This is a genomic window from Leisingera aquaemixtae, from assembly GCF_019801145.1.
GTDB classification, from domain to species: Bacteria; Pseudomonadota; Alphaproteobacteria; order Rhodobacterales; family Rhodobacteraceae; genus Leisingera; species Leisingera aquaemixtae_A.
The window spans coordinates 694,912-720,816 of record NZ_JAHVJQ010000001.1 but is presented as its reverse complement, the minus strand read 5'-3'; the positions used below and the strand labels follow the sequence as shown (position 1 = coordinate 720,816).

General features: G+C 64.8%; 25 protein-coding genes. 11 read left to right on the top strand and 14 right to left on the bottom strand.

Going from position 1 to position 25,905, the window contains the following annotated elements:
* The first annotated feature begins 13 nt into the window (after positions 1 to 13).
* From KUW17_RS03490 to KUW17_RS03470, 5 genes are read left to right on the top strand one after another with little or no spacing between them, the layout of a single operon-like run.
* Positions 14 to 646, top strand: a complete 633-nt coding sequence (locus KUW17_RS03490) for a DUF2460 domain-containing protein (RefSeq protein WP_222475931.1) — start codon at positions 14 to 16, stop codon at positions 644 to 646.
* Positions 643 to 1,530 (top strand): DUF2163 domain-containing protein, encoded by an 888-nt coding sequence (locus KUW17_RS03485; protein ID WP_222475930.1) that lies wholly within the window; start codon positions 643 to 645, stop codon positions 1,528 to 1,530. The genes KUW17_RS03490 and KUW17_RS03485 overlap by 4 nt, the downstream gene beginning before the upstream one ends.
* The gene (locus KUW17_RS03480) at positions 1,527 to 2,015 is read left to right on the top strand and encodes an NlpC/P60 family protein (protein ID WP_222475929.1); all 489 of its coding nucleotides are present in this window, start codon (positions 1,527 to 1,529) and stop codon (positions 2,013 to 2,015) included. Before KUW17_RS03485 ends, KUW17_RS03480 begins: the two co-directional genes overlap by 4 nt.
* On the top strand, positions 2,015 to 5,941 hold the full coding sequence (locus tag KUW17_RS03475) for a glycoside hydrolase/phage tail family protein (protein WP_222475928.1): 3,927 nt from the start codon (positions 2,015 to 2,017) through the stop codon (positions 5,939 to 5,941). The genes KUW17_RS03480 and KUW17_RS03475 overlap by 1 nt, the downstream gene beginning before the upstream one ends.
* Positions 5,938 to 6,303, top strand: coding sequence for a hypothetical protein (locus KUW17_RS03470; RefSeq protein WP_261396953.1), 366 nt, complete (start codon positions 5,938 to 5,940; stop codon positions 6,301 to 6,303). Before KUW17_RS03475 ends, KUW17_RS03470 begins: the two co-directional genes overlap by 4 nt.
* A gap of 219 nt (positions 6,304 to 6,522) precedes the next feature.
* Here the strand turns inward: KUW17_RS03470 and KUW17_RS03465 are convergent, their stop codons facing one another.
* Positions 6,523 to 6,879 (bottom strand): TraR/DksA family transcriptional regulator, encoded by a 357-nt coding sequence (locus KUW17_RS03465; protein ID WP_261396952.1) that lies wholly within the window; start codon positions 6,877 to 6,879, stop codon positions 6,523 to 6,525.
* 66 nt (positions 6,880 to 6,945) lie between these two features.
* On the opposite strand from KUW17_RS03465, the gene cysE reads away from it, so the two are divergent.
* Together cysE and cysK are read left to right on the top strand one after the other, a co-directional pair.
* Entirely contained in the window at positions 6,946 to 7,764 is an 819-nt protein-coding gene (gene cysE, locus KUW17_RS03460; protein ID WP_222475927.1) for a serine O-acetyltransferase, read from the top strand.
* 309 nt (positions 7,765 to 8,073) lie between these two features.
* The gene (cysK, locus tag KUW17_RS03455) at positions 8,074 to 9,138 is read left to right on the top strand and encodes a cysteine synthase A (protein WP_222475926.1); all 1,065 of its coding nucleotides are present in this window, start codon (positions 8,074 to 8,076) and stop codon (positions 9,136 to 9,138) included.
* Positions 9,139 to 9,350: 212 nt separating this feature from the next.
* On the opposite strand, the gene KUW17_RS03450 is transcribed toward cysK, so the two are convergent.
* The 10 genes from KUW17_RS03450 to KUW17_RS03405 all read right to left on the bottom strand — a co-directional run bounded on the left by KUW17_RS03450 (position 9,351) and on the right by KUW17_RS03405 (position 18,840).
* Positions 9,351 to 9,650 carry a hypothetical protein gene (locus KUW17_RS03450; protein ID WP_222475925.1) on the bottom strand — a complete coding sequence of 100 codons (300 nt, stop codon included), beginning with the start codon at positions 9,648 to 9,650 and terminating at the stop codon, positions 9,351 to 9,353.
* Between the two features lie 427 nt (positions 9,651 to 10,077).
* Positions 10,078 to 10,929, bottom strand: a complete 852-nt coding sequence (locus KUW17_RS03445) for a DUF2927 domain-containing protein (RefSeq protein WP_222475923.1) — start codon at positions 10,927 to 10,929, stop codon at positions 10,078 to 10,080.
* A gap of 312 nt (positions 10,930 to 11,241) precedes the next feature.
* Positions 11,242 to 12,573, bottom strand: a complete 1,332-nt coding sequence (locus tag KUW17_RS03440) for a pyruvate dehydrogenase complex dihydrolipoamide acetyltransferase (protein WP_222475922.1) — start codon at positions 12,571 to 12,573, stop codon at positions 11,242 to 11,244.
* 1 nt (position 12,574) lies between these two features.
* Entirely contained in the window at positions 12,575 to 12,835 is a 261-nt protein-coding gene (locus KUW17_RS03435; RefSeq protein ID WP_222475921.1) for a hypothetical protein, read from the bottom strand.
* Positions 12,836 to 12,843: 8 nt separating this feature from the next.
* A complete protein-coding gene (locus tag KUW17_RS03430; RefSeq protein WP_222475920.1) occupies positions 12,844 to 14,217 on the bottom strand; it encodes a pyruvate dehydrogenase complex E1 component subunit beta in 1,374 nt (457 codons plus the stop codon).
* A gap of 3 nt (positions 14,218 to 14,220) precedes the next feature.
* On the bottom strand, positions 14,221 to 14,610 hold the full coding sequence (locus KUW17_RS03425; RefSeq protein WP_222475919.1) for a VOC family protein: 390 nt from the start codon (positions 14,608 to 14,610) through the stop codon (positions 14,221 to 14,223).
* Between the two features lie 3 nt (positions 14,611 to 14,613).
* Positions 14,614 to 15,609, bottom strand: coding sequence for a pyruvate dehydrogenase (acetyl-transferring) E1 component subunit alpha (gene pdhA, locus KUW17_RS03420; RefSeq protein WP_222475918.1), 996 nt, complete (start codon positions 15,607 to 15,609; stop codon positions 14,614 to 14,616).
* A 307-nt stretch (positions 15,610 to 15,916) separates the two neighbouring features.
* Positions 15,917 to 16,216 (bottom strand): FtsB family cell division protein, encoded by a 300-nt coding sequence (locus KUW17_RS03415; RefSeq protein WP_222475917.1) that lies wholly within the window; start codon positions 16,214 to 16,216, stop codon positions 15,917 to 15,919.
* Between the two features lie 150 nt (positions 16,217 to 16,366).
* A complete protein-coding gene (locus tag KUW17_RS03410; protein WP_222475915.1) occupies positions 16,367 to 17,509 on the bottom strand; it encodes a M24 family metallopeptidase in 1,143 nt (380 codons plus the stop codon).
* 140 nt (positions 17,510 to 17,649) lie between these two features.
* Complete coding sequence (locus KUW17_RS03405) at positions 17,650 to 18,840, bottom strand: phosphoglycerate kinase (protein ID WP_222475913.1); 1,191 nt, start codon at positions 18,838 to 18,840, stop codon at positions 17,650 to 17,652.
* Positions 18,841 to 18,980: 140 nt separating this feature from the next.
* On the opposite strand from KUW17_RS03405, the gene KUW17_RS03400 reads away from it, so the two are divergent.
* The 3 genes from KUW17_RS03400 to KUW17_RS03390 all read left to right on the top strand — a co-directional run bounded on the left by KUW17_RS03400 (position 18,981) and on the right by KUW17_RS03390 (position 21,145).
* Positions 18,981 to 19,487, top strand: coding sequence for a peptidylprolyl isomerase (locus tag KUW17_RS03400; RefSeq protein WP_222475911.1), 507 nt, complete (start codon positions 18,981 to 18,983; stop codon positions 19,485 to 19,487).
* Positions 19,480 to 20,028, top strand: a complete 549-nt coding sequence (locus KUW17_RS03395) for a peptidylprolyl isomerase (RefSeq protein WP_222475909.1) — start codon at positions 19,480 to 19,482, stop codon at positions 20,026 to 20,028. Before KUW17_RS03400 ends, KUW17_RS03395 begins: the two co-directional genes overlap by 8 nt.
* 154 nt (positions 20,029 to 20,182) lie before the next feature.
* Positions 20,183 to 21,145: a DUF3179 domain-containing protein gene (locus KUW17_RS03390; RefSeq protein WP_222475907.1), complete on the top strand. Its 963-nt coding sequence runs from the start codon at positions 20,183 to 20,185 to the stop codon at positions 21,143 to 21,145.
* A 54-nt stretch (positions 21,146 to 21,199) separates the two neighbouring features.
* Here KUW17_RS03390 and KUW17_RS03385 read toward each other — a convergent pair whose 3' ends face one another.
* The 3 genes from KUW17_RS03385 to KUW17_RS03375 form a co-directional block, all read right to left on the bottom strand.
* A complete protein-coding gene (locus KUW17_RS03385) occupies positions 21,200 to 22,714 on the bottom strand; it encodes a calcium-binding protein (protein WP_222475905.1) in 1,515 nt (504 codons plus the stop codon).
* A 204-nt stretch (positions 22,715 to 22,918) separates the two neighbouring features.
* Positions 22,919 to 23,470, bottom strand: coding sequence for a polymer-forming cytoskeletal protein (locus KUW17_RS03380; RefSeq protein WP_222475903.1), 552 nt, complete (start codon positions 23,468 to 23,470; stop codon positions 22,919 to 22,921).
* Complete coding sequence (locus tag KUW17_RS03375; RefSeq protein ID WP_222475901.1) at positions 23,460 to 24,791, bottom strand: M23 family metallopeptidase; 1,332 nt, start codon at positions 24,789 to 24,791, stop codon at positions 23,460 to 23,462. Before KUW17_RS03375 ends, KUW17_RS03380 begins: the two co-directional genes overlap by 11 nt.
* 312 nt (positions 24,792 to 25,103) lie before the next feature.
* Here KUW17_RS03375 and KUW17_RS03370 point away from each other — a divergent pair, with 312 nt between their 5' ends.
* Positions 25,104 to 25,862 (top strand): imm11 family protein, encoded by a 759-nt coding sequence (locus tag KUW17_RS03370; protein WP_222475899.1) that lies wholly within the window; start codon positions 25,104 to 25,106, stop codon positions 25,860 to 25,862.
* Positions 25,863 to 25,905: the final 43 nt, after the last annotated feature.

Genomic DNA, 25,905 nt, shown 5'->3' with positions numbered 1-25,905 from the left:
GGAGGTTAACACCATGAATTTTCACGAAGTCCGCTTTCCCGCCTCGCTCAGCTTCGGCTCCGTCGGCGGACCTGAGCGGCGCACCGATGTGGTGACCTTGGCCAACGGGTTCGAGGAACGCAACACCCCCTGGGCGCACTCCCGCCGCCGCTATGACGCCGGGCTGGGCCTGCGCGCGCTGGAGGATATCGAGGTGCTGATCGCCTTCTTCGAGGCGCGCCAGGGGCAGCTTTACGGCTTCCGCTGGAAGGACTGGAGCGACTACAAATCCGCCCGGCCCAGCTCCGGGGTAGCGTTCGACGATCAGGTGATCGCCACCGGTGACGGCAGCACCGTGGCGTTCCAGCTCGCCAAGACCTACCGGTCCGGTGAGTTCACCTACCAGCGCCCGATTGCCAAGCCGGTTGCGGGCACCGTGCGGGTTGGGATCGAGCAGGATGAGCTGCGCGAAAGCGTCGATTACGAGCTGGACACCGCCACCGGCCTCATCACCCTGGCGCACCCGCCGGAGAAGGGGCTGAGCATCAGCGCCGGGTTTGAATTCGACGTGCCGGTGCGCTTTGACACTGCCAGCATCCAGACCAGCGTGGCGTCATTCCAGGTCGGCGAGGCACCTGCCGTTCCGGTGGTGGAGGTGCGGGTATGAGCAGTGTTCCCAATAACTTGCGCGCCCATCTTCAATCCGGCATCACCACCGTCTGCCGCGCCTGGGCACTGACCCGGCGCGACGGCGCGGTGTTGGGATTCACCGACCACGACTGCGTCCTGTCCTTTGACGGCATCACCTTCCAGCCCGGCAGCGGGTTGACGGCGCGGGCGGTGCAGCAGGCCACCGGCCTGTCGGTCGACAACACCGAGGCTTTGGGGGTTCTGAGCGATGCCGCGGTGCGCGAGGAGGACATCGAGGCGGGCCGCTTTGACGGGGCCGAGGTGCGCTGCTGGCTGGTCAACTGGCGGGATGTTTCGATGCGCTGGCTGCAGTTCCGCGGCTCCATCGGCGAGATCCGCCGCGCCGGCGGCGCCTTTGAGGCGGAGCTGCGCGGGCTCACTGAGGCGCTGAACCAGCCGTTGGGGCGGGTTTACCAGAAGCCCTGCACCGCGGTGCTGGGCGATGCCGCTTGCCGTTTTGATCTGGAGACACCCGGCTATGCCGCGGAGCTGGAAGCGGCAGAGGTGGTGCGCAGCCAGGATTTCCGCTGGGACGCGCTGCCGGGGTTTGAGCCGGGCTGGTTCGACGATGGCCGCCTGACGGTGCTGAGCGGCGCGGCAGAGGGGTTGTGGGCCGCGGTGAAGGCGGATCAGGCCGACGCCGCGGGGCGCAGGGTTTCGCTGTGGGAGCCGATCCGCGCACGGGTTGCGCCGGGCGATCTGGTGCGGCTGGAGGCCGGCTGCGACAAGCGGCTGGAAAGCTGCCGGCTGAAGTTCAACAACATTCTGAATTTTCAGGGCTTCCCCGACATCCCCGGCGAGGACTGGGTGATGGCGGTGCCGCGCCGTTCGGGCTCCAACACCGGGGGCAGCAGGCGATGAGCCGGGTGGTGGCAGCGGCAAGGGGCTGGATCGGCACGCCCTATGTGCACCAGGCGTCGTGCAAGGGCGCGGGATGCGATTGCCTGGGCCTGATCCGGGGCCTGTGGCGGGAGCTTTACGGGGCTGAGCCCGAAGCGCCGCCCGCCTATACGATGGACTGGTCGGAGCCGCAGGGCGCCGAGGCGCTGTGGCAGGCGGCGGCGCGGCATCTGCTGGCGAAACCCCTAGGTGAGGCCGCCGCCGGCGATGTGATCCTGTTCCGGATGCGCGAAGGATCGGTGGCAAAGCATCTGGGTCTTCAAAGCATTGCTGAAGAACGAAACGCGAGGGCAGCAACCGTCCCGCTGGCCCGGGCGGTTAAATTGGCAAAAGGCCCCGCATTCATCCACGCCTACGCCGGCCACGGGGTTGTCGAAAGCCCGCTGAGTCCGCCCTGGCAGCGCCGCATCGTGGCGCGGTTTCATTTCCCCAAGGAGCTGATCTGATGGCAACCATAGTTCTTTCCGCCGCCGGCGCGGCGATTGGCGGCGCAATCGGCGGCAGCGTCATGGGCCTGTCCTCTGCGGTGATCGGCCGGGCGGTGGGCGCCACCCTGGGGCGGCTCATCGACCAGCGGCTGATGGGCAGCGGCGCCGAAGCCGTGGAGACCGGCAAGGTCGACCGTTTCCGGCTGACCCAGGCCAGCGAAGGAGAGCCGGTGGCGCAGGTCTATGGCCGGATGCGGCTGGGCGGCCAGGTGATCTGGTCCTCGCGGTTTCTGGAGACCTCCACCACCACCGGCGGCGGGGGCGGCGGCAAGGGGCGGCCGCGGCCGCCGGAGCCGGAGGTGACCACCTACAGCTACTCCGTGTCGCTGGCGGTTGCGCTCTGCGAGGGGGAGGTGGCCCATGTTTCGCGGGTCTGGGCCGATGGCGAGGAAGTGTCGCCCAAGGATCTGAACATGCGCGTCTACCGCGGCACCGCCGATCAGCTGCCCGATCCGGTGATGGAGGCGGTCGAGGGCGCGGGCAAAGTGCCTGCCTACCGCGGCACGGCTTACGTGGTGATGGAGGATGTGCCGCTGGCGCGCTTCGGCAACCGGGTGCCGCAGTTCTCCTTTGACGTGCTGCGCCCCGAACAGCCCGCCAGCAGCACCCATGCAGAGGATCTGGGCCAGCTGGTGCAGGGCGTGGCGCTGATGCCGGGAACCGGCGAATACGCGCTGGCGGTCGGCCGCGTGACCTATTCCGGCGGGCCGGGGGATGCCAAGGCCGCCAATGAGCATACGCACGCAGGGATGTCCGACCTCAAGACCTCTTTGACCGCATTGCGCAAGGAACTGCCGGCCTGTGGCGCGGCCTCGCTCATCGTGTCGTGGTTCGGCAATGACCTGCGCTGCGGCAGCTGCCGCTTGAAACCCAAGGTGGAGCACAAGGACGCCGAGGGCGACATGGCGTGGTCCGTCAGCGGCCTGAGCCGCAGCGCGGCGGAGCGGGTGCTGACCAAGGACGGCACGCCGCAATACGGCGGCACGCCGGCCGACGGCTCAGTAATCCAGGCGATCCAGGAGATGCACAAGCGGGGCCTGCGGGTGATGTTCTACCCGTTCATCCTGATGGACCAGGCGGAAGGAAACACATTGCCCGACCCCTGGACCGGCGGCGTCGGCCAGCCGCATCTGCCCTGGCGCGGGCGCATCACCCTGTCCGCGGCACCGGGCCAGCCCGGATCGCCGGACGGCACCGCCGCGGCGGATGCGCAGGTGGCGGCGTTCTTTGGCAATGTCACGGCCAGCGATTTCAGCGTCAGCGGCGGCAGCGTCAGCTACAGCGGCCCGCAGGAATGGACCCTCAGCCGCTTCATCCTGCACAATGCGGCGCTGTGCAAGGCGGCTGGCGGGGTCGAGGCCTTCTGCATCAGTTCCGAAATGCGGGGGCTGACCCAGATCCGCGGCGCCAATGGCTTTCCGGCGGTGGCGCGGCTGCGGGCGCTGGCGGCAGAGGTGCGCCAGCTGCTGGGGGCCGGGACCAGGATCAGCTATGCCGCCGACTGGTCGGAGTACTGGGGCTACCAGTCGCCGGAGGGCGACCGGTATTTCCACCTCGACCCTCTGTGGGCGGACGACAACATCGATTTCATCGGCATCGACAATTACATGCCGCTGAGCGACTGGCGCGGCGGCGAGGATCATCTGGATGCGCAGGCGGGCGTGCCGGCCATCTATGACCTTGGTTACCTGCGCGGCAATGTGGAGGGCGGCGAGGGGTTCGACTGGTACTACCGATCCGGCGGCGCGCGGGCGGCGCAGATCCGCACCCCAATCACCGACGGGGCGCACGGCGAGCCCTGGGTGTGGCGCTACAAGGACATCCGCGGCTGGTGGGGCAATCCGCACCACGAGCGGATTGGCGGGGTGCGGCAGGAGGCGCCCACCGCCTGGGTGCCGCAGTCGAAGCCGGTGTGGTTCACCGAACTGGGCTGCGCCGCCATCGACAAGGGCACCAACCAGCCCAACAAGTTCCTGGACCCGAAAAGCTCAGAATCCAGATTGCCGTATCATTCCAACGGGATGCGGGACGATCTGATGCAGATCCAGTATCTGCGGGCCATTCTGGGCTATTGGGGCGCGGCGGAAAACAATCCGGTTTCCGAGGCATACGGCGGGCCGATGCTGGACATGGCCAACGCCTATGTCTGGGCCTGGGACGCCCGGCCGTTTCCGGCCTTTCCCAGCCGCAGCAAGGTCTGGAACGACGGCGAAAACTACCTGCGCGGCCACTGGCTGAACGGGCGGGCCGGGCAGCGCACGCTGGCCTCGATTGTGGAGGAAGTGTGCCGTCGCGCCGGGCTGCAGGACATTGATGTCTCGCAGCTTTACGGCGTGGTGCATGGCTATGTCGTGCCGGATGTGGCCGACGCCCGCGCGGTGCTGCAGCCGCTGATGCTGCGGCACGGGTTCGACGCGGTGGAACGCGGCGGCGTCCTGATGTTCCGGTCCCGCAAGGGCAGCAGCGGCACGTCGCTGCTGCCGGAGCATCTGGCGGTGAGCGATGAGATGGACAGCAGCCTGGAGCTGAGCCGCGCCAGCGAGGCGGAACTGGCGGGCAGGGTGCGGCTGCGCTTCACCGAGTGGGGCGGCGACCATGCTGTGCGGTCGGTGGAGGCGGTGCTGCCGGATGAAGCAACGCACAGCGCCAGCCAGAACGAGCTGCCGCTGTCGCTGACAAGGGCCGAGGCGCGCCAGACCGTCAGCCGCTGGCTGGCAGAGGCGCGGATCTCCCGCGACACGGTCCGGTTCGCGCTGCCGCCCTCGATGCTGCATCTTGGTGCGGGGGATGTGGTCTCGCTGCCGGTGGAGGGCAAGGACCAGTTCTACCGCATCGACCGGGTCGAGCAGGCAGAGGCGCAGATGCTGGAGGCGGTGCGGATCGAGCCCGGCACCTATGACCTGGCCGCGGTGGCGGAGGAGCTGCCGGGGGTCAACGCCTTTGCCGCGCCCGGGCCGGTGCTGCCGTTGTTCATGGATCTGCCGCTGATGCGCGGCGACGAGGTGCCGCATGCGCCGCATCTGGCGCTGACCGCCGCGGCCTGGCCGGGCAGCGTGGCGGTCTATGGATCGGAAGCGGATGAGAATTACGCTCTGGAACAGGTGGTTGCGGCGCGGCAGGTCATTGGCGTCACGCAGACGCCGCTGTTTGCCGCCGGACCCGGGCGCTGGGACCTGGGCAAGGATCTGCAGGTGAAGCTGATTTCTGGCACGCTGGAGAGCCGCAGCGCCGAAGCGGTGCTTAACGGCGCCAATGCCGCGGTCATCGGCGACGGCACGGCCGGCAACTGGGAGCTGTTCCAGTTCCGCGAGGCGGAGCTGATTGCGCCGCAGACCTATCTTCTGCGCGGCCGCCTGCGCGGCCAGCTGGGCAGCGACGCGCTGATGCCGCAGGTCTGGCCTGCCGGGTCGTATGTCGTGCTGCTCGATGGCACGCCGGTGCAGATGGACCTGTCGCCGGAGCAGCGCCGCAGGCTGCGGCACTACCGGATCGGCCCGGCCCAGCGGGGGCTGGAGGATCCGTCCTACCTGCATCTGCAGGAAGCGTTTGAGGGCATCGGCCTGAGGCCCTATGCGCCGGTGCATCTGCGGCTGGACGGGGGGCTGGGGCAGGACACCGGCGTCACCTGGGTGCGCCGGACCCGGATCGAGGGTGACAGCTGGGACCTGGAAGAGGTGCCGCTCGGCGAAGAGACCGAATCCTACCGCATCCGGGTGCTGCGCGGCTCCGCGGTGCTGCGCGAGGCGGTTTCCGCCAGCACCTCCTGGAGCTATCCGGCCGCTTGGCAGGCGGCGGACGGGGCGCAGGCGGGTGACGTGATCGAGGTGGCGCAGCGGTCTGCCCGGTTCGGTGCGGGCCTTGCAGCCAAGGTTGTGCTGGCATGAGGCAGCCGGTGCTGCCCGGAGATGTGTCGGCGGTGGCGCGGGCCCTGCTGCGGGTGCCGCAGGATCAGCGGCTTTCCCTCTGCCGCCGGATCTTTGGCGGCGCGGCGGAGGCGGCAGCGCATTGCGCAGTGCTTGGCAGGCTGCACCGGAGCTGGGGCGACGGCAGCCTGAGCGCAGCGGCCCGGCGGTTCGAATTGGCGGAGGAGCCGTTTCTGGATGATGCGGCCTATCTCAGCTGCACCCGGCTGGTGCTGCGGGAACTGTCGGCAGTGCTGGAGACGGGCGGGGAGGCATCCACCCGTCAGGCTGGCGGGGTCAAGGAGGGCCGCAGGCCCCCGCGCCCGGGCGCGGCTTGTCCTTGAGGCTGTCAGACTGGTTATACACTTGGGCAGGCGTCTTGAGGACGCAGGATGCGCCCTCAAGCGCTTCCCAGCAAAATCTCTGCACCATCAGGCGCTGCCTGCCCTCCGGCCAAGCGGCTGACCATACCTGCGGATGCATGGCACCTGCGCCGTCCGCCGCAGGCGCGCGGCGCGGGCCGTTCCGGGCAAAGCCCAAAGCAAAAAAACCTCAAGGCCGACCTATCCGGAGGCGCAGGAGATGCATTTGAGCGCCGCCGGGTCCAGCGCCAGCCGCTTCAGAGAGATGTCTTCGCCGCAGTCCTCGCAATAGCCGTATTCGCCCTCCTCGATGCGGGCCAGCGCGGCCTTCAGGCGCCGGGTTTCCAGCTGGCGGCGGGCGGCTTGCGCCTTGGCCATCGCCTGCATCTGCAGGGCGTCCATGCGCGACAGCCGTCCCACCATCTGCTGGTCCAGCGCCACCACGCCCTGCGCCTCTGCGCCGCGGGCGTCCTCTGCCGCAAGCTCTGCCAGCCGGGCGGTGATCTGCGCCTGCAGGCGCTGCTGATCCGGGTCATTCATATCAGAAATATAGCCCATCACGGGTTTGCGTTTGCCGAAAAAGACCTTAGATGGCTATCTTGAGCGGAGAAAGGATGCATCGCCATGTTCAAAACGCAGCAAGCCGTCGCCTCGCTGGATCCCGTCTGGGACCGGATTACCCAGGAAGCCCAGGACGCTGTCGATTCGCAGCCGCTGATGGGCGGGCTGATCCATGCCTGTATCCTGCACCACAAATCGCTGCAGAAGGCGCTGTCCTACCGGATTTCCGCCAAGCTGTGCTCCAACGAGATGTCGATGACCATCCTGCGGGAGATCGTCGATGCGGCCTATGAGTCCGATCCCGGCATCGTCGAAGCCTCGCGCGCCGACCTGATGGCGGTCTATGAGCGCGACCCGGCCTGCCACCGGCTGTTGCAGCCGATCCTCTACTTCAAGGGGTATCAGGCGGTTCAGGCCTACCGCATCGGCCACTGGCTGTGGCAGCAGGGCGACTGGGACCTGGCCTATTTCTTCCAGATGCGGATCTCCGAGATCTTCGGCGTCGATATCCATCCGGCGGCGGTGATCGGCAAGGGGATCATGATCGACCATGCCCATTCCATCGTGATCGGCGAGACCGCGGTGGTGGGCGACAACGTGTCGATGCTGCATTCGGTGACCCTGGGCGGCACCGGCAAGGAGGAAGAGGACCGGCATCCGAAGATCGGCGACGGGGTGCTGATCGGCGCCGGCGCCAAGGTGCTGGGCAATATCAAGGTCGGCCATTGCAGCCGGATTGCCGCCGGCTCGGTGGTGCTGGCAGAGGTGCCGCCGTGCAAAACCGTGGCAGGCATCCCGGCGCGCATCGTCGGCGAGGCGGGCTGCGATCAGCCCTCGGTCAACATGGACCAGCGGTTCCCGAACGGCACCAGCAGCGACTGAGGCCTGCGCCGCCGGCGTTGGCGCATCTCGTATTTCTGCAAAGAAGAAGGGGCGCGGAATGCGCCCCTTTTTTCTGTCCGGCCTGCCTGGCCTGTCCGGGAAAATTGTTTTCTAATAGCGTGTTGGCGGCGGTAAATGATCTGCGGGGCGCGGCTGGCGGCCGCTGCGGTTCCGCATTGCGGCAAGGGCGGCGGAGGCTGGTCCTTATCGCTGCCCGCGGCCCCGGGCTGGCTTGAACCTGGCTGCGCCGGCGCGCATATTCCTGTGGAACACGATAGTTATCTGCAGTTTCGATTTGGGGGACAGATCATGATTTATACAACCGAAGGCCGCGGGCGGCTGTTTGGCTCGATCCTGGAGACGGTGGGCAACACGCCTGCGATCCGGCTGAACAATATCGCTCCGGCGCATGTGACCATGTATGTGAAATTCGAGGCGTTCAACCCGGCGGGATCGGTGAAGGACCGGCTGGCGCTGAACATCATCGAGGCGGCGGAGCGCGAAGGCCGGCTGAAGCCGGGCCAGACCGTGGTGGAAGCCACCAGCGGCAACACCGGCATCGGCCTTGCCATGGTCTGCGCCGCCAAGGGCTACCCGCTGGTCATTACCATGCACGACGGCTTCTCGGTCGAGCGGCGGCAGCTGATGCGGATGCTAGGCGCCAAGGTGGTGCTGACCCGCAAGGAAGACAAGGCGGTCGGCATGGTGGTGAAGGCCAAGGAACTGGCGGAGGCCAACGGCTGGTTCCTGGCGCATCAGTTCGAGACCAAGGACAACGCCGACATCCACGAGAGCACCACCGCGCGGGAAATCCTGGGCGATTTTGACGGGCAGCGGCTGGACCATGTGGTGCTGGGCTATGGCACCGGCGGCACGGTTTCGGGCCTGGGGCGGGTGCTGAAGGGCGCGCGCCCCGATCTGAAGATCACCCTCAGCGAGCCGTCCAATGCGGCGCTGGTGCAGTCGGGACAGGCGCAGGAACGCAACGAGGAGGGCGAGCCTGCGGCGACCCATCCGGCCTTCACCCCGCACCCGATTCAGGGCTGGACCCCGGATTTCATCCCGCTGGTGCTGCAGGAGGCGCTGGACAACGGGTATTTCGACGCGCTGGAGCCGGTGAGCGGCGAGGACAGCATCAAGTGGTCCCGGCGGCTGGCGGCGGAGGAAGGCATCCTGGCGGGGATTTCCAGCGGCGGCAGCCTGGCGGCGGCGATGAAGGTGGCCGAGACCGCACCGGAGGGCTCTGTGCTGCTGGCGGTGCTGCCGGATACCGGCGAGCGCTATCTGTCGACGCCGCTGTTTGACGGCATCCCGGCGGATATGGATGAGGCGGAGCAGGCGCTGTCGGCCTCGACGCCCGGGTTCCAGTACTGAGCGGCGCGCCGCCGCTGGCATGGCGCCGCCGCTGGCGGGGTGCTGGCGGCGGCTGTGGCGCAGGTGAGTATTTTGGGAAAGGTGAAAAGGGGGCGGGGGCGCTCCCTTTTTTGAGTCCCGATGGCTGATGGCTGAACTGTAGATCTAGCTGTCTCAGTGCACACTGTGCGGGACCTTGCTGCCGTTCAATTGAGTCACCCTGACCGGTAGATCTATTCTTGGGGTATGAACTCTAGACGAAGTGCAAGGAGCTCTGCGGCAAGTGCAGATTGGATGCAGACGTGATCAACCACGTCATCCAGTTTATCGCAATGAGTTGTAATCTCGCCAACCACTTTTTCCGCTTGGGAATTGCTAAAGCCCTTCTCGATCAACTCTTCCCTCAATTGAGTTGAAAGGAAGCGTGTTTCCTCAAACAGGCAAGGCGAGATATCTTCCCCAACCGGGACATCCCTGACGCAAATTCCTGTAATATGTCGATAACAATCAATGAGTTGACTTCCATCATCCACCCCCTTGGAAATGCAACTATCCAGTTTTTCAAGATGCTCATGGAAGTTGGGCGCTGAGTGTAGATCGCCTCGATCCTCGGCAAATGTTATGCTTGGCAGGATTAAGCAGAAATAAATTGCGGACAACTTCGGTCCGAGACTGAACTTACTCAACAACAGCATAAGAAAATCTTCACCTAACCTTCAGTATTCCATCGAGTTCAAATTAGTTTCGGAAAACGAACACGGCATTAATTATTGCTACGAAGGGCGGCGGCTTTGGGCTCGTTGCTGCCTTCGTCCAGAAAACGCCGCCCCTGAAATAACAAAAGCCCCCGTGAGGTCGTCATCTTTTTGGATGCTCTGGCGCGCCTCTTCGGAAGGGATCAGAAGTCGCGGGAATTTCGCAGCATTGACAACGAACCTATGCAATCTCATGCTTCCGAGTTCACTGTTTTATCTTGCAGTCAGTGGCCAATAATCGCTCGACCGATTTAACAGACTGCCCCCTTGTCGATCCAATTGGAATTTCTTTCCAGTACAAAATTTTTAGAAGAAGCAAATCGAAACTTGAAAGCTCAACATCATCCGCGCCATGCGAAAAACGGAAATCAAAAATGCTTCCAACCTCTACACCCTCTGACAGCCCGAGCGAGTTATAAAACTCTTCCGCAATGCATCTTCGCATCTGGACTTCATCCAAATCTGCACGGATCCAGATTTGCGCTCTCTCAATCCTGTTGTGGTCAGTTAGGTGATTAATCACCATGCAGGGTTGATCGACATCTAGGAAGTTTTGGAAAATCCTTCGAAGCTCAGCTTTACCGTCAGCATTTGCTGCAACGCTATCCGGTGTGATCCAACCTGTCACATAGTCGTCGAACCTGTCGTTGGCTATCTCTTTGTCAACAAAAACTAGGTAAGCAAAGTTACTGGCCCCGCTGGGTCTAGTGAACAAAGGCCTAATCCCTGTTGTTTTCAGTACTTGTTTAGCAACGTTGACCAGGGCATCCCCTGCTACCTGCGACAACTGATCAGAAGCGAAATGTCTTTCCCCTCGAACAACAACATAGAAATCTTCTACACGCTTCATCAAAGGCACTTGGCATGCAGCACCATCATCAAAGCAATATTCGCGCTGATGTGCCATTTTCGCAAACCGCTCTGGAAAGGACAGACTATTTTCTCGGTCGTAAGCGGAAATAGATTCACAGTCCTGCCTTTCTAGTAACCCACCTGCACCTGTAGCTGCAGGAAGAAAGGTGGCGAAGAAAAGTGAAGTAAGAAATTTGGAATTCATTATCCGCACCTTAGCTGCGAGCGCCCTTGCTCAAACAGTATTGACCTATGTCGGAAGTCACATGAATCTTCTACCAAGGCAACCTGCTTACTGGAGAGTTGCAGACCTACAGGAACCCAATTCTGGCTGTCCGCTGTGCCACACGAAGGTCGGGTAACCGTCGTTCGCGACGTGTTGCACATGCGAGGTGCTACTGGGTGGCCAAGGACTGCTGTGGGCTCGAAGCGGCCAATTGAGACGAGCGGCTGTATCACACACAAAAAACCCCGGCGCTGAGGCCGGGGCTTTGGTGTTTTGCACTGATGCGTCGGATCAGGCCAGCATCACCATCGGGTTTTCCAGGTTGTCGACGATCGCCTTCAACAGGTCCGCGCCGAGGGCGCCGTCGATGACGCGGTGGTCGACCGACATGGTAACGCTCATCACGGTGGCGACCTTCAGCTCGCCGTCCGAACCCACAACAGGTTTCTTGACGCCGGAGCCGACCGCCAGGATGCCCGCGTGCGGCGGGTTCACGATGGCGTCGAAATTGTCGATGCCGAACATGCCGAGGTTGGAGATCGCGAAGCTGCCGCCCTGGTATTCATGCGGGGCCAGCTTGCGGTCGCGGGCGCGCGACGCCAGGTCCTTCATTTGCGAGGACAGCGCCGAGAGCGATTTGCTGTCTGCGTCCTGCAGCACCGGAGTGAACAGCCCGCCTTCGATGGCGACGGCCACCGCCACGTCGGAGGCTTTCATCTTGAGCACCCGGTCGCCGGCCCAGACCGCGTTGGCGTCCGGCACCGCTTGCAGCGCCAGCGCAACCGCCTTGATGATGAAGTCGTTGACCGAGAGCTTCACCCCGCGGCCCTCAAGCTGCTTGTTCAGCTCGCCGCGGAATTTCAAGAGCGCATCGAGCTGGATGTCGCGGCGCAGGTAGAAATGCGGGATGGTCTGCTTGGCCTCGGTCAGGCGGGCGGCGATGGTCTTGCGCATGCCGTCCAGCTTGACCTCCTCAAACTCGCGGCCCTCGTACATGCGGGCAACCATGTCGGCGGAGGGGCCGGCAGGGGCTGCTGCGGCAGCGGGGGCTGCTGCGGCGGGGCCAGTGTCGGTGCCGCCTGCCTTAGCTGCGGCGGCGGCCTGCGGCTTGGCGTCCATGACGTCGGCCTTGACGATGCGGCCCTTGGGGCCGGAACCGGTGATCTGGCTCAGGTCCAGGCCCTTGTCGGCGGCGATGCGGCGCGCCAGGGGGGAGGCGAAGATGCGGCTGCCGTCGGCGCCCTGCGGCGCGGCGGGGGCGGCTTTGGCCTCTTCCTTGGGGGCGGCTGCGGGGGCTTCTGCGGCGGCAGGGGCGTCAGCCTTGGCCGGGGCGCCGCCGCCGTCAGAGGTGCCGGCGGACGGGATGTCGTCGGCGCTTTCGCCGTCTTCCAGCAGCACCGCGATGGGGGTGTTGACCTTCACGCCCTCGGAGCCTTCGGCGATCAGGATCTTGCCGACCACGCCTTCGTCCACGGCTTCAAATTCCATGGTGGCTTTGTCGGTTTCGATCTCGGCGATCAGGTCGCCGGAGGAGACGGTGTCACCCTCCTTGACCAGCCATTTGGCAAGGGTGCCTTCCTCCATGGTGGGAGAAAGCGCGGGCATCAGGATTTCGGTGGGCATGTCAGCGCTCCTCAATCAGAACAATTTGGTCATAGGGCGCCCTGGGGCGCCGGGTGCCGCGGGCAAGCAAAGTGATCGCGGCTTCGATCTTGTCTTTCTTCTCCGCCATCCAGACGTAGGCTTCCTGATGGGAGGGCCGCGAGCCGATCAGCCGTGTGTCTGCTGCCAGCCGTTCGGGAACCAGTGCGGTGACTGTGCGCCCGTCGACGGTCAGCGTGACGCGGTAGCATTCGGTTTCGGGATCGCGGCCCCTGATTTCCATCTTCGTCCTTAGCGGTAGGTCACTTGCTTCACGGCCTCGACCACTTCATCCGTGGTGATCAGCGCGTGGCGTTCCAGGTTGGCGGCGTAGGGCATCGGAACGTCCTTGCCGGTGCAGGTGATGACCGGCGCGTCCAGATAATCGAACGCCTGCTGCATCACCTCGGAGGCGATGTAGCTGCCGACGGAGCCCTGCGGCCAGCCTTCTTCGACCGTCACCAGGCGGTTGGTCTTTTTGACCGATTCAATCACCGTGGGCAGGTCCATCGGGCGCAGGGTGCGCAGGTCGATGACCTCAGCCGCGATGCCGTCCTGGGCCAGCTTGTCGGCGGCTTCCAGCGCGTATTGCATGCCGATGCCGAAGGAGACGATGGTGGCGTCAGAGCCTTCGCGCCAGATCCGGGCCTTGCCGAAGGGGATGGTGAAATCATCCAGTTTCGGCACGTCGAAGGCGCGTCCGTAGAGGATTTCATTCTCCAGGAAGATCACCGGGTTGTTGTCGCGGATCGCGGTCTTCATCAGGCCTTTGGCGTCGGCGGCGGAGTAGGGCATCGCCACCTTGAGGCCCGGGATCTGCATGTACCAGGCGGCGTAGTCCTGGCTGTGCTGGGCGGCGACGCGGGCGGCGGCGCCGTTGGGGCCGCGGAACACCATCGGGGCGCCCATCTGGCCGCCGGACATATAGAGCGTCTTGGCCGCCGAGTTGATGATGTGGTCAATCGCCTGCATGGCGAAGTTGAAGGTCATGAACTCGACAATCGGGCGCAGGCCGCCGAAGGCCGCGCCGGTGGCGATGCCGGCAAAGCCGTGCTCGGTGATCGGGGTGTCGATCACCCGCTTGGAGCCGAATTCGTCCAGAAGCCCTTGGGACACCTTGTAGGCGCCCTGGTACTCGGCGACTTCCTCGCCCATCAGGAACACGTCCTCGTCGCGGCGCATTTCCTCGGCCATGGCGTCGCGCAGCGCTTCGCGCACGGTGGTCTGCACCATCTCGGTGCCTTCCGGGTAGTCCGGCTCCAGCACGCGGCTTTCAACCGGCGCAGGCGCGGCAGCAGCGGCGGCGGGGGCTGCGGGAGCCTCAGCTGCGGGAGCCGGGGCTTCAGCAGCCGGGGCAGGGGCAGCGGAGGCATCGTAGCTTTCGCCGTCTTCCAGCAGCACCGCGATCGGGGTGTTGACCTTCACGCCTTCGGTGCCTTCACCGATCAGGATCTTGCCGACCTTGCCTTCATCGACGGCTTCGAACTCCATCGTCGCCTTGTCGGTTTCAATCTCGGCGAGGATGTCGCCGGAATTCACGGTATCGCCTTCCTTGACCAGCCATTTGGCCAGGGTGCCTTCCTCCATGGTCGGCGACAGGGCGGGCATCAGAATTTCAGTTGCCATGTCTCAGTTTCCCTCCGGGGCCGGGGTGATCATCCCGACGATGTTTCCTTGTCCGTCTTCCACATAGGCGCAGCGGCCGATGCCGGGGTAGTCGGTCGGCGGCAGTGCCTCGGCGCCGCCATTGGCCAGCGCCCAGGCGTAACGTTCGTCGCAGTCCGCGACCTCAAAGGTCATGGTGCCGCCGCGCACAGGGCTGCCTGCATCCGGCGCATCGCCGAGGCGCTGCATCAGACCGCCGGTGAGGCCGAGGCCCATGCCGATCTGGTTGCCTTCGATCAGGTGATAGCCAACGTCTTCGCCGCCGGGCATCGGGTCGAAGCTCCAGCCGAGCAGGCCGGTGTAGAAGGCCTTGGCCTGCTCTACGTCGCTTGCGTGAATTTCAAAATGAGGCATCGGTCACGCCTCGTCGTAGATGTCGGTCCACAGCTCTTCCAGAGCCGGTTCCGGGCTCTCCTTGGCGAATTCTGCGGATTTGCTGACGATCTCCTTGATCTCCTTGTCGATCGCCTTGAGATCCTCTTCGGTGGCGTGCTTGCCGGTCAGCAGCATCTCGCGGACCTGCTCGATCGGGTCGCGCTCCTCGCGCATTTTCTGGACCTCTTCGCGGGTGCGGTATTTAGCCGGGTCCGACATCGAGTGGCCGCGGTAGCGGTAGGTCTTCACTTCGAGGATGTAGGGGCCGTCGCCGCTGCGGCAGTGGGCCACGGCGCGCTCGCCGGCCTCCTTGACGCTTAGGACATTCATGCCGTCGACCGCTTCGCCCGGGATGCCGAAGGCCTTGCCGCGTTCCCAGATCTCGGCGCTGGAGGTGGAGCGCTGCTGGGCGGTGCCCATGGCGTACTGGTTGTTCTCGATCACGAAGACCACCGGCAGCTTCCACAGGGCGGCCATGTTGAAGGTCTCGTAGACCTGGCCCTGGTTGGCGGCGCCGTCGCCGAAATAGGCGAAGGTCACGCGGCCGTTGCCCTTGTACTTGTCGGCAAAGGCGAGGCCGGCGCCAAGCGGCACTTGGGCGCCGACGATGCCGTGGCCGCCATAGAAATGCTTCTCTTTCGAGAACATGTGCATGGAGCCGCCCTTGCCCTTGGAGTAGCCGCCCTCGCGCCCGGTCAGTTCGGCCATCACGCCGTCGGGGTCCATGCCGCAGGCCAGCATGTGGCCGTGGTCGCGGTAGGAGGTGACCCGCTTGTCGCCTTCCTCGGCGGCGGCCTCCAGGCCCACGACAACCGCTTCCTGGCCGATGTAGAGGTGGCAGAAGCCGCCGATCAGGCCCATGCCGTAGAGCTGGCCCGACTTTTCCTCGAATCGGCGGATCAGCAGCATCTCGCGGTAGTGTTTCGTCAGTTCTTCGGCAGAAACGTTTGGTTTCTTTGCGCTTTTTCTAGCGGCCATGGTGGTCAGCTCCCCCTGAAGGCTAGATAGTTTAGTGTTAAACAAATTCATAGCGGGTTTTGGCGCGGCTGAATAGTGCTATTCTGACGCGGCCCGGACGCAGGGTAAAGATCCGCCGATCAGCGCGCAAAAATGCCACGCTTGGATGCAGCAGGCACAGCCGCTGGCAGGGCGGAACCGGAGGATTTCAGAAGGGAGCGGGGAGGTGCGGAAGTCCGGCAAAACCCGGCCCCCGAAAACCGTCGGCTAGTCTAGCCGGTTTTCTTGCAGCGCAACGGCGTGCCGGTAGCGGTCTTTGCAGAGAGGATCAGCGGATCACGATCTCGTCCGCGCGGACGAGACCGAGAACCGTGCGTGCCTGTTCGTCAAGGAGGTCGAGGTCGAGGTAGTCATCGGACAGGCGGCGGGTCAGGTTCTCCATCTCGCCGATGCGGGACTGGAGACGGCCGAGATCCTGCTGAAGCTCTTGTGCCTCGGCCTGGATCTCGACCCTCCGGAACAGCCCGAAGTCGCCCTGTACCGCCGCAAACGTGAAGTAGGCGCTGAGCGCGAATGCGATGGCAAAAAAGGCGATGGCGCCGAGGGACGGCCGTGTGCTTCGGGTCACTTTGGAGGTGCCTGTATGTTACTGCTCTTGATGTATTTTGCGCCGTTTGCCGGCGTCTAAAATCAGAATGCCACAAGCGAATCTGCTTGGGAATCCCAAATCTGTCCAAAGCGGGGAAAATTTGCGGAAGATGCTAAGCAACGGAAGGCGTCATAGGATTACGTCCTCCAGCGCCTTGGGGTGGGAAGTGATCTGCTCGTAGCCGTCCCGGGTGATGATGAAGCTGTCGCCGACCTGGGCGCGGAACGTGTCCGTCGAGACGGAGCCGTCGACGGCAAACACCATGCCGGGCTGCAGCACGGTGGTGTCGCCGGTGACCAGCTGCGGGCGTTCGAGAAAGCTGAAGCCGGTGGCGCGGCCGCAGCGGAACGGGTAGCTGAAGCCCGCGTCCTGGATCGCTTCGGCATAGGCGCGGTGCACCTCCTGCGCCTCGACGCCGGGGCCAAGTCGGTCCAGCGCCGCCCGCTGGCTGGCCACCGCCACCTCGTAGATGCGGGCCTGTTCCGGGTCTGCTTCGCCGATCCAGAAGGTTCGGTCGAAGCCCAGCTTGAAGCGGTGGAAATTGGTCATCCCGCAGAAGCAGAGGAATACCGGCTCGCCGTGCTGCATGACGCGGGTGGAGGCGCGGTGGTGGGTCTTGGTGATGTCCTTGCCCGAGGCCATGATCTGCAGGAAATGGGTGCTGGGCGACATGTTGGCATCGCTGTAATGGCTGCGCAGCAGCTCAGCCGCGGTGCGGGTGCCGGCCTGGGAGGTGGCGATGGCGACCTCGTATTCCGGCACGCCGGCGGCAATGGCACCGCGGCCTGCCGCCATCATGGCGCCTGCGACCTGGCCTGCGTGGCGCGCGAGCTGTAGCTCTTCGGGGGATTTGATCATCCTGAGGCCGGACAGAGCCGGGGTGATGCTGGTGATCTCCGCGCTGCCCGCCAGCTCATTCACGCAGGCGCGCACCATTGGCGGCATGTGGTCCGTTTCCAGGCCGATGCGGCGGGCCGGGGCGAGGGCGGCCGGCAGTTCTGCCCGCCACTCGGCGCCGTCGCCGTCGTTCCAGGCGGCGATGCGGTCCACCTGCGCAACCTCCTCCGCCATCACCACGTCGATCACCGGGGTGATCAGCAGGGATTGCCCGTCGCGCGGGACCACCAGGATGGTGGGGCGGCCGAACTCCATATGCAGGTAGTCGTAGTAGCCGGTCAGGTAATAGACGCTGTCGTCGTCAGTGATCAGGGCCACGTCGATGGCGGCCTCCGCCATTTTCTGCCGCAGGCGGCTCATGCGGTCCTGGAACATGGCGGGCCTCCCTGCTGCGCCAGTGGTTGCAGCGACGCTACGGGGAAGGACTGTCACGGGGCAAAGCTTTTATTGTCCCGTGACAATGAAAACGCCCCGGCGGGAAGGCCGGGGCGCGGTTATGCGGGAGGGCGTGTGGCTTACTGGTCCAGCGCCGCGACGCCGGGCAGGGTCTTGCCTTCCATCCATTCCAGGAAGGCGCCGCCGGCGGTGGAGATGTAGCTGAAGTCGCCGGCCGCGCCGGAGGCGTTCAGGGCCGCCACGGTGTCGCCGCCGCCGGCAACCGAGATCAGCTGGCCGGAGCGGGTCATCGCCGCTGCCTTCAGCGCCGCCGCGTTGGTGGCGGCGTCAAACGGCTCCAGCTCAAACGCGCCCAGCGGGCCGTTCCAGATCAGCGTCTTGCTGCGCGCAAACACCTCGATGATGCGGGCGAGGCTTTCCGGGCCTGCGTCCAGGATCATGCCGTCCTCGGGGCACTGATCGGCGGGCAGGATCTGGTGCTCGGCGTGGGCCTCGAACTTTTTGGCGACCACGATGTCGGAGGGCAGGATGATCTCGCAGCCCGCGGCCTCTGCCTTGGCGAGAATTTCGGCGGCGGTGTCCTTCATGATGCGCTCGGCCAGCGAGATGCCGACCGGCATGCCCTTGGCCACCAGGAAGGTGTTGGCCATGCCGCCGCCGATCACCAGGTGGTCGACCTTCTCGATCAGGTTGCCCAAGAGTTCCAGTTTTGTGGAGACCTTGGCGCCGCCGACGACGGCGGTGACCGGGCGCTGCGGCTGGCCCAGGGCGCTTTCCAGCGCTTCCAGTTCCGCCTGCATCAGGCGGCCGGCGCAGGCGGGCAGCAGGCGGGCGATGGCTTCGGTCGAGGAATGCGCGCGGTGGGCGGCAGAGAAAGCGTCGTTGCAGTAGACCTCGCCCAGGCGCGCCATGCCGGCGGCCAGATCGGGATCGTTCTTGGTTTCTGCCGCGTGGAAGCGGGTGTTTTCCAGCAAAAGCACTTCGCCCGGCTGCAGCGCGTCGGCTGCGGCCTCGGCGCCTGCGCCGACGCAATCGGCGGCAAACAGCACCTTGGTTTCAAAGGCGCGTTCCAGCGTCGGCACCAGCTGATTGAGCGACAGGTTCTCGCGGCGCTCGCCGCCGGGGCGGCCGAAGTGCGCCAGCAGGATCGGCTTGCCACCCGCGGCCAGAATGTCGCGCACGGTGGGGGCGATGCGGCGGATGCGGGTGGAGTCGGTCACCACGCCGTCGACGATCGGCACGTTGATATCCACGCGCACCAGCACGCGCTTGCCGTTCAGATCCATGTCGTCGAGTGTTTTCCAGCCCATCTCTCGAGCCCCCTTATGGTGAAAGTGCAGTCAAATCCGCGGGCTGTTTCGGGGGTTTTTGCGCATCAGTCAATGCTCCCTTGGCATTTCCGGGCGCTGGCCTTAACTATCGTTGCAAATTTCGACGACAGGAGGGCCACATGGCCGAGATCAAAGATCCCGAAAACACCATCATCATCGAGCTGAAAGACGGCAACGTGGTGATCGAACTGCTGCCCGACGTGGCGCCGAAGCATTCCGAGCGGATGAAGGAACTGGCGCGTGCCGGCGAATATGACAACGTCTGCTTTCACCGGGTGATCGACGGCTTCATGGCGCAGACCGGCGACGTGGCCAACGGCGACATGGAAGACGGCTTCAACATCCGCATGGCGGGCACCGGCGGCTCCAGCCTGCCGAACCTGCCGGCCGAGTTCTCCAAGCTGCCGCATGACCGCGGCACCCTGGGTGCGGCGCGGTCTGCCAACCCGGACAGCGCTAACTCGCAGTTCTTCATCAACTTCAAGGACAACCACTTCCTGAACGGCCAGTACACCGTTTACGGCCGTGTCATCGAAGGCATGGAGCACGTCGACGCGATCACCCGCGGCGAGCCGCCTGCGAACCCGGACCGGATGATCTCCGTCAAGGTGGCTGCGGATGCGTAACGCGCTGGCCGCATTGGCCCTGCTGGCGGCAGGGCCTTCCTTTGCCACCGGCCTGGAGGTCCAGGTCGAGGGCGAAGCCAACGGCACCGTCAAGATCGACCTGTTCGAGGATGTGGCGCCCAAGCACGTGGAGCAGATCACCGCGCTGGCCGCCGAAGGCCAGTATGACGGGGTGGTGTTCCACCGGGTGATCGAGGGCTTCATGGCGCAGACCGGCGACGTGCAGTTCGGCAAGGCCGGCGGCGACATGCGCCGGGCCGGGCAGGGCGGCTCTGACCGTCCCGACCTGCCGGCCGAGTTCTCGGATATCACCTTCGGCACCGGCGTGGTCGGCATGGCCCGCGCGCAGGACCCGAACAGCGCCAATTCGCAGTTCTTCATCATGTTCGAACCGGGCCCGTTCCTGGACGGCCAGTACACCGTGGTCGGCAAGGTGACCGAGGGCATGGATGTGGTTGATGCGATCAAGCGCGGCGAAGGCCCGAATGGCGCGGTGATCGGCCAGCCCGACACCATGACCAAGGTGACCGTCACCGAATAAGCTCTTCCGGCTTCCCGGAAGACGCAGGCCCGCGCCCGGCACCCCGGGGGCGGGCTTTTTTGCGTCCGGGGTGATGACGGTCGGTCACAAGCCCGTGCCGGCACCTGTTCCGCGCCTGCCTGGCGCCGTTTACTGGGGCAGGGAGGCGCTGGTCATGTTCAAGAGTTTGCTGTTGTGTCTCGCTTTGCTGCTGCCCTGGAGCGCGCAGGCGGATCCGCAGGTCTGGAAGCGGGAGTGGCCGCAGACCGATTTCAGCCGCACCGCGGTGCCGGAGTGGCGCCAGATCCGGTCCGGCGGGGTGCGCAAGGATGCCATTCCGGCGCTGGATTCGCCCAAGTTCGTGACGGCTGCCGAGGCCCGGCGGCTGAGCGCGCGGGAGCCTGTGATCACGCTGGAGCTGGACGGCGCCCGTCCTCGGGCCTATCCGCTGCGCTACCTGACCTGGCATGAGATCGTGAACGACGTGGCGGCGGGGGTGCCGGTGGCGGTGACCTATTGCCCGCTGTGCAATTCGGCAATGACATTCGACCGGCGCACCGCGGCGGGGACGCTAAGTTTCGGCGTCAGCGGCAAGCTGCGGTTTTCCGACATGGTGATGTATGACCGCGAGAGCCAGAGCTGGTGGCAGCAGGCGACCGGCACCGGCATCGTCGGGCGGATGACCGGGACCCGGCTGAAGACGCTGCCGAGCTGGGTCGAAAGCTGGCAGGAGTTCACCGCCCGCAACCCGGACGGGCTGGTGATGGCGGAGCCGCGGTGGAACCGGGACTACGGGCGCAACCCCTACCGCGGCTATGACACTGCGAAATGGCCGTTCCTGTATGACGGCAGCCCGCCGCCGCACGGGCTGGCGCCGATGCAGCGGGTGGTGCGCGTCGGCAGCCGCGCCTGGCCGCTGGCGCGGCTGGCGCGGGAGGAGGAGATCCGCGAGGCGGGGCTGGTGCTGAGCTGGCGGCCGGGACAGGCCTCGGCGCTGGACAGCGGCCGGATTCCTGCGGGCCGTGACATCGGCAGCGTCCGGGTGCGGGACGCGCAGGGGCGGGACGTGGCCCATGACGTAATGTTCGCCTTTGCCTTCCACGCCTTCTGGCCGGACGGCAAATGGATGCTGAAATAGCAAAAGGCGCGCCGGGCTGGCGCGCCTTTGCCTGGTTTCAGAACCTAAGACCCGTCAGAACAGGAAGTTGTCCGCGTCCTGCAGCTGCGCCACGGTGATGTCCTCGACCAGGATGGTCACATCGGCAAAGGACACCAGCACGTCATCGCCCTGGGCCTGGAATTGGAGGCCGCCGAGATCGTCCGCACCGCGGCCGATGCGGATATGGTCCTCGCCCGCGGTGAAATCGGTGATGGTGTCATTGCCGTGGCCCTGGTGGAAGACAAAGATATCGGCGTGGGCGCCGCCGGCCAGCAGGTCGTCGCCCTTGTGGCCGAGCAGCACGTCGCGGCCGTTGCCGCCCATCAGGGTGTCGTCACCGGTTCCGCCGGACATCGTGTCATTGCCGCCGCCGCCGGACATCCGGTCATGGCCGCCGCCGCCCTTCATATTGTCGCGGCCGGCGCCGCCAAAGAGCCTGTCGCCCCCGCGGCCGCCATCCAGGAGGTCGCCGCCGGAGTCACCCTTCAGCTTATCCTGATCATCGCCGCCGAGAAGCGTGTCGTTTCCGCTGCCGCCTTGCAGCGTGTCGTTGCCTGCGCCGCCTGCAAGCCTATCGTGACCGTAAGTGACAGAGCTTCCACCGCCTTGAATGGTGCCATCGCCTAGAAGAGAGTCGTTGCCGTTGCCCCCAAACAGGCTGTCGTCGCCAAGGCCTCCGTACAGGCTGTCTCTCCCAGCGTTGCCAAAAACTCGGTCATTCCCATAATCGCCATGGATAATGTCGCCACCACCTTCACCAAACAAATGGTCGTTGCCATATCCCCCGAGGATCAGGTCATAGGCCTTGCCGCCGAAAACGCTGTCGTCACCGTACCCCCCCATGATGAAATCGAAGGAAGCGCCGCCGGTTATCGTGTCATTCCCGCCGCGGCCATGGATCATGCCTTTGCTGTTAACATCACCGGTGGTTCTGCTGATGATAGTGTCTGCCGAGTCGCTACCTTCCTGGATTTCTCTGGTTACGCTTCCGTTTTCAATCACCTCGACGTTTAAAAGGTAGTCTTCTACCTCGCCCGTAGAGGAAAAAACGTATACGCCATAGGTAGGGTGAAAGCCGTAACCGCCAATTTCTTTGTCTGCGTCAATAACAAAAGTGTCATGCCCGCCGCCGCCGTTGATGGTGTCATCGCCGGTGCCGGACTGGATGGTATCGTCGCCGCCGTAGGTCTCGATATACTCGCCGCCGTTCCAGGCTGAGGTATAGGTGTCATTCCCGGCCAGCTGCTGCTGCAGCAGGGTCTCCAGGTCCTGCGTGGCCAGATCCTCGTAGGTGAGGTCGAGGCCCGTCACGGACAGAACGGTTGTCCCGTCATAGCGCATCGTGAAGGCGGATATGGTGCTGCCTGCCGTGACCTCGTTCGAGGAATTGTAGTTAAAGGACCCTTGAAAGGTGATGGTGAAGCCGTTGAAACCCACCACCAGCCTGGAGGCCGTGGCGTCAATCACGTCCACATCCGCGGGGTCGAAGGCGGAGAGATCATAATCGGGTACGGAATTGGAGGCGTCCGTTACAACGACGTTTACCATAATGCGTCCTGTCTATCGGCTTAAATCTTGCAAGAGTTGTTTGCGGTATGGGTAAATCGCTTAAAGGGAATGGTAAAGCCGGGACTGCTTGACGTGGCGTCCCCCAGATGCCGGAGCGCAACAGAAAACGCCGCAGGGAAACCCTGCGGCGTTCTGGAGGTCCCTGTCAGACCCGGCCGTTCTGAAGGCCTGCCGGCGGGCGGCTCAGCCTTCTGCCTTGTGTGCCTTGGTGGCGGCCTGGACCGCAGCCGACGGCGCCGGGGCTGGCGCTGCAGCCGGGGCGGCTGCCGGAGCGGATTTGCGGCCGCCCGGGTTCAGCGGGTCGTCCTGGCGCTGCACGGAGCCTTCGAAATGGGCGCCGCTTTCGATTGCGATGGTCTTGTGGATGATGTCGCCCTCGACCCGCGCGGTGGAGGTCAGGCGCACCTTGAGGCCGCGCACGCGGCCGACGATGCGGCCGTTGATCACTACGTCATCGGCGGTGATTTCGCCCTTGATGGTGGCGGTTTCGCCGACGGTCAGCAGATGCGCGCGGATGTCGCCCTCAACCGTGCCTTCGACCTGGATGTCGCCGGTGGTCTTGACGTTGCCGGTGATGTGCAGGTCCGAGCTCAGCAGCGATGCGGCGGGCTTGGCCTTGGGCATGCTGGAGGTGTAGTCGCTGGCCGCAGGCGCAGCTGCCGGGGCCGCCGCGGGTGCCGGGGTTGCGTCGGCCTGCTTCGGCCCGGGCTCGTTGATTTTGCTCTTAGAAAACATTTCTCGCAGCCTTGATGTAGATCATGGGGTTAACAGCTTGCCCGTTGACCCTGACCTCGTAATGGAGGTGGGTCCCGGTGGACCGTCCGGTGTTACCCATATCAGCAATGTGATCCCCGCGCGAGACCCTTTGGCCCTTGGTCACGCGGATCTTGGAGTTATGGGCGTATCTGGTTTCGATGCCGAAGGCATGGCGGATGGTGACCATCTTGCCGTAGCCGGATTGCCAGCCGGCATGGGTGACGACGCCGTCGGCGGTGGCAAAGATATCGGTGCCGGTGCTGCCGGCGAAGTCTGAACCCTTGTGCAGGCGGCGGCCGCCGGTTTTCGGGTCGCGGCGGTAGCCGTAGCCGGAGGTCTGGCGCACGTGGCCGAGGTTCACCGGGGTGGCGAAGGGCGCCTGTTCGGCGGCCAGCCGGTAGAGGTTCAGCTGGTCGAGCTTGGCCAGGATGGCGTTGGCGCGCAGCTCTTCCGGGGCGGGCTCCTCGCCGCGGGTGGACATCGCCAGCGGCTCCAGCGGGCCTCCCTGGCCGTTGTAGCCGCGCCGCACCTGTTCGAGGATGCGGTCGGGCGGCATGCCGGCGCTGCGGAACATCTTGTCGAGCGGGGTTACGGAGACAGCCACCGCTTCCTCCAGCTGGCGGAAGATCTGGCTGTTGCGCTCATCCATCAGCTGCAGTTCCAGCTCCAGCTCGTCGCGCTGCTGCAGCGCGCCCCGGGCGTCGGCCAGGACCTGGTCGCGTTCGGTGGCGGTGTCCGCCAGCACGTTTGCCAGCAGGTCCATCTGCGCCTCGGCGCTGGCCATCGCGGCATGGGCGCCGGTGCCGCCGCCGGTCTCTTCCTTGAGCTGCGCCAGCTCGCCGCGGGCGGCGTCGCGCTGGCTCATGGTGTCGCGCAGGGTGGTCTGGATCACCTCGATGCCGGTTTCCAGCTCGCGGCGGCGGGTTTCCGAAGCCAGCAGCTCCGACTGCATCGCCGAGATCTGCGCCAGCGCTGCGTTGAAGCGCTCCTGCGCGGCCAGCGCCTCTTCGGCGCGGGCGTCGCGCTCATCGGAAATGGCGTTCAGCCGTTCGCGGTAGGTCTGCTGGTCGCGCTTGGCCAGCTCGCGGAAATTGCCGGAGCCGATGCTGTCCATCAGCACGATGGCGGTGGCGACGATGGCCCAGGCGGTGAACAGGGTGACGCCGGCCACGGCCACAAGCTGGGTTTCGGAGCGCAGCCGGATGAAACGGGTGTCGGTGTCGGATTTCAGGAACACCCGCCGCTCCGGGAAGCGGCGTTCGAGAAAACTGTGAATTCTGATCGCGAGCCGTGTGCGCAATGTCCGGTCCTTGTCCAGTCTCGTCGTGCAGTCCCGTTGCGCCGCCGCGGGGCGGGTCCGGGACCTTGGCCGAAGTCAATAGACAGGGCGGGCCGGTTGGGCAAGCCTGTTGACCCATTGCAGCGGGCCGCGGCGGTCTGGGGCAGGGGATCGGCGGGAAATTGCCGAGCGGCACGCGTCGGTTTCTGCGGCCAGGCTCCCGGGGCTGAGGCTTGCCCAACCGGCCGGGGCCGGACCGGCAGAAAGCGGGAGAGTTGTGCGGCCAGTGCGGGGTCGATAGCAAGTCATGGTATTTCCAAGAAAGAACGTCCTATGCCGTCCCTACCTTCCGTCAAAGAACAGATTCAGAAGCCGGAAAACTGCCGAACGGTTTACCGTTACAAACCGGATCTGGTGGACGCTCAGGACTTTCCGGTGGCGTTTGAGCCGGATGTTGACAGCTACAGCCGAAAACGCGCGGGCTTCAGAACTGATGCACATCTTTTGGAGCTGCCGGGGACACCTGGGAAAGCGATGGTTTACCGCCCATCGGACATGAGCGGTTGTCCGGAGCAGATTGGAAGTGTCCGGCTTGCGCGGAACAGTGTGCCTGAATTTCTTCCGGACTGCCTGTCGATTTCGGGCAATCCGGTGATTAGTGCTTCTTTGAAACAGGCAATCCAGGCGGCTGACCCGGACGGCGCGCATCAGTTCATCCCCTGCATGATGTACAATGCCAAGGGGCAGCGCATTTCGAGCCAGGACTATTACCACTTTGTCTGCGGCCGCACGGTGTTCCTGCTGGATCAGGACAAACAGTACGGTCAGCTGCGCGGGGATGCCACGCCGTCGTTTCAGAAAGAAATGTTCGACTCGCTGGGGCGGGCGCGGTTCCTGTCGTATCTGCCCGTGTGGTGCCATAAGGCCAGCGGCGGGCTGCCAATCTTCTTCTCGCAGGAGGCTTTCGGTCACATCCGGGCGGCAAACCTGCGAGGATTTGGGGAGTTCACCAAGTACAATGGGCGGGACAAGCAGCCGGATGGAACACCTGCGGAAACGGTTGCTCATATCTGGGTGGACATGGACGGCTGAGCCGCTGCCAGAGGCGGCGTCAGCTATTCAGCCAGCAATCTGC

What these genes read in the sequence shown, in the direction of transcription:
- cysK (WP_222475926.1), top strand. Translation starts at nt 8,074, where the DNA reads ATGATTTATACAACCGAAGGCCGCGGGCGGCTGTTTGGCTCGATCCTG.
- KUW17_RS03475 (WP_222475928.1), top strand. Translation starts at nt 2,015, where the DNA reads ATGGCAACCATAGTTCTTTCCGCCGCCGGCGCGGCGATTGGCGGCGCA.
- KUW17_RS03445 (WP_222475923.1), bottom strand. Translation starts at nt 10,929, where the DNA reads ATGAATTCCAAATTTCTTACTTCACTTTTCTTCGCCACCTTTCTTCCT.
- KUW17_RS03380 (WP_222475903.1), bottom strand. Translation starts at nt 23,470, where the DNA reads ATGTTTTCTAAGAGCAAAATCAACGAGCCCGGGCCGAAGCAGGCCGAC.
- KUW17_RS03430 (WP_222475920.1), bottom strand. Translation starts at nt 14,217, where the DNA reads ATGGCAACTGAAATTCTGATGCCCGCCCTGTCGCCGACCATGGAGGAA.
- KUW17_RS03470 (WP_261396953.1), top strand. Translation starts at nt 5,938, where the DNA reads ATGAGGCAGCCGGTGCTGCCCGGAGATGTGTCGGCGGTGGCGCGGGCC.
- KUW17_RS03490 (WP_222475931.1), top strand. Translation starts at nt 14, where the DNA reads ATGAATTTTCACGAAGTCCGCTTTCCCGCCTCGCTCAGCTTCGGCTCC.
- KUW17_RS03425 (WP_222475919.1), bottom strand. Translation starts at nt 14,610, where the DNA reads ATGCCTCATTTTGAAATTCACGCAAGCGACGTAGAGCAGGCCAAGGCC.
- KUW17_RS03435 (WP_222475921.1), bottom strand. Translation starts at nt 12,835, where the DNA reads ATGGAAATCAGGGGCCGCGATCCCGAAACCGAATGCTACCGCGTCACG.
- KUW17_RS03465 (WP_261396952.1), bottom strand. Translation starts at nt 6,879, where the DNA reads ATGGGCTATATTTCTGATATGAATGACCCGGATCAGCAGCGCCTGCAG.
- pdhA (WP_222475918.1), bottom strand. Translation starts at nt 15,609, where the DNA reads ATGGCCGCTAGAAAAAGCGCAAAGAAACCAAACGTTTCTGCCGAAGAA.
- KUW17_RS03385 (WP_222475905.1), bottom strand. Translation starts at nt 22,714, where the DNA reads ATGGTAAACGTCGTTGTAACGGACGCCTCCAATTCCGTACCCGATTAT.
- KUW17_RS03405 (WP_222475913.1), bottom strand. Translation starts at nt 18,840, where the DNA reads ATGGGCTGGAAAACACTCGACGACATGGATCTGAACGGCAAGCGCGTG.
- KUW17_RS03390 (WP_222475907.1), top strand. Translation starts at nt 20,183, where the DNA reads ATGTTCAAGAGTTTGCTGTTGTGTCTCGCTTTGCTGCTGCCCTGGAGC.
- KUW17_RS03410 (WP_222475915.1), bottom strand. Translation starts at nt 17,509, where the DNA reads ATGTTCCAGGACCGCATGAGCCGCCTGCGGCAGAAAATGGCGGAGGCC.
- KUW17_RS03400 (WP_222475911.1), top strand. Translation starts at nt 18,981, where the DNA reads ATGGCCGAGATCAAAGATCCCGAAAACACCATCATCATCGAGCTGAAA.
- KUW17_RS03440 (WP_222475922.1), bottom strand. Translation starts at nt 12,573, where the DNA reads ATGCCCACCGAAATCCTGATGCCCGCGCTTTCTCCCACCATGGAGGAA.
- KUW17_RS03485 (WP_222475930.1), top strand. Translation starts at nt 643, where the DNA reads ATGAGCAGTGTTCCCAATAACTTGCGCGCCCATCTTCAATCCGGCATC.
- KUW17_RS03480 (WP_222475929.1), top strand. Translation starts at nt 1,527, where the DNA reads ATGAGCCGGGTGGTGGCAGCGGCAAGGGGCTGGATCGGCACGCCCTAT.
- KUW17_RS03395 (WP_222475909.1), top strand. Translation starts at nt 19,480, where the DNA reads ATGCGTAACGCGCTGGCCGCATTGGCCCTGCTGGCGGCAGGGCCTTCC.
- cysE (WP_222475927.1), top strand. Translation starts at nt 6,946, where the DNA reads ATGTTCAAAACGCAGCAAGCCGTCGCCTCGCTGGATCCCGTCTGGGAC.
- KUW17_RS03370 (WP_222475899.1), top strand. Translation starts at nt 25,104, where the DNA reads ATGCCGTCCCTACCTTCCGTCAAAGAACAGATTCAGAAGCCGGAAAAC.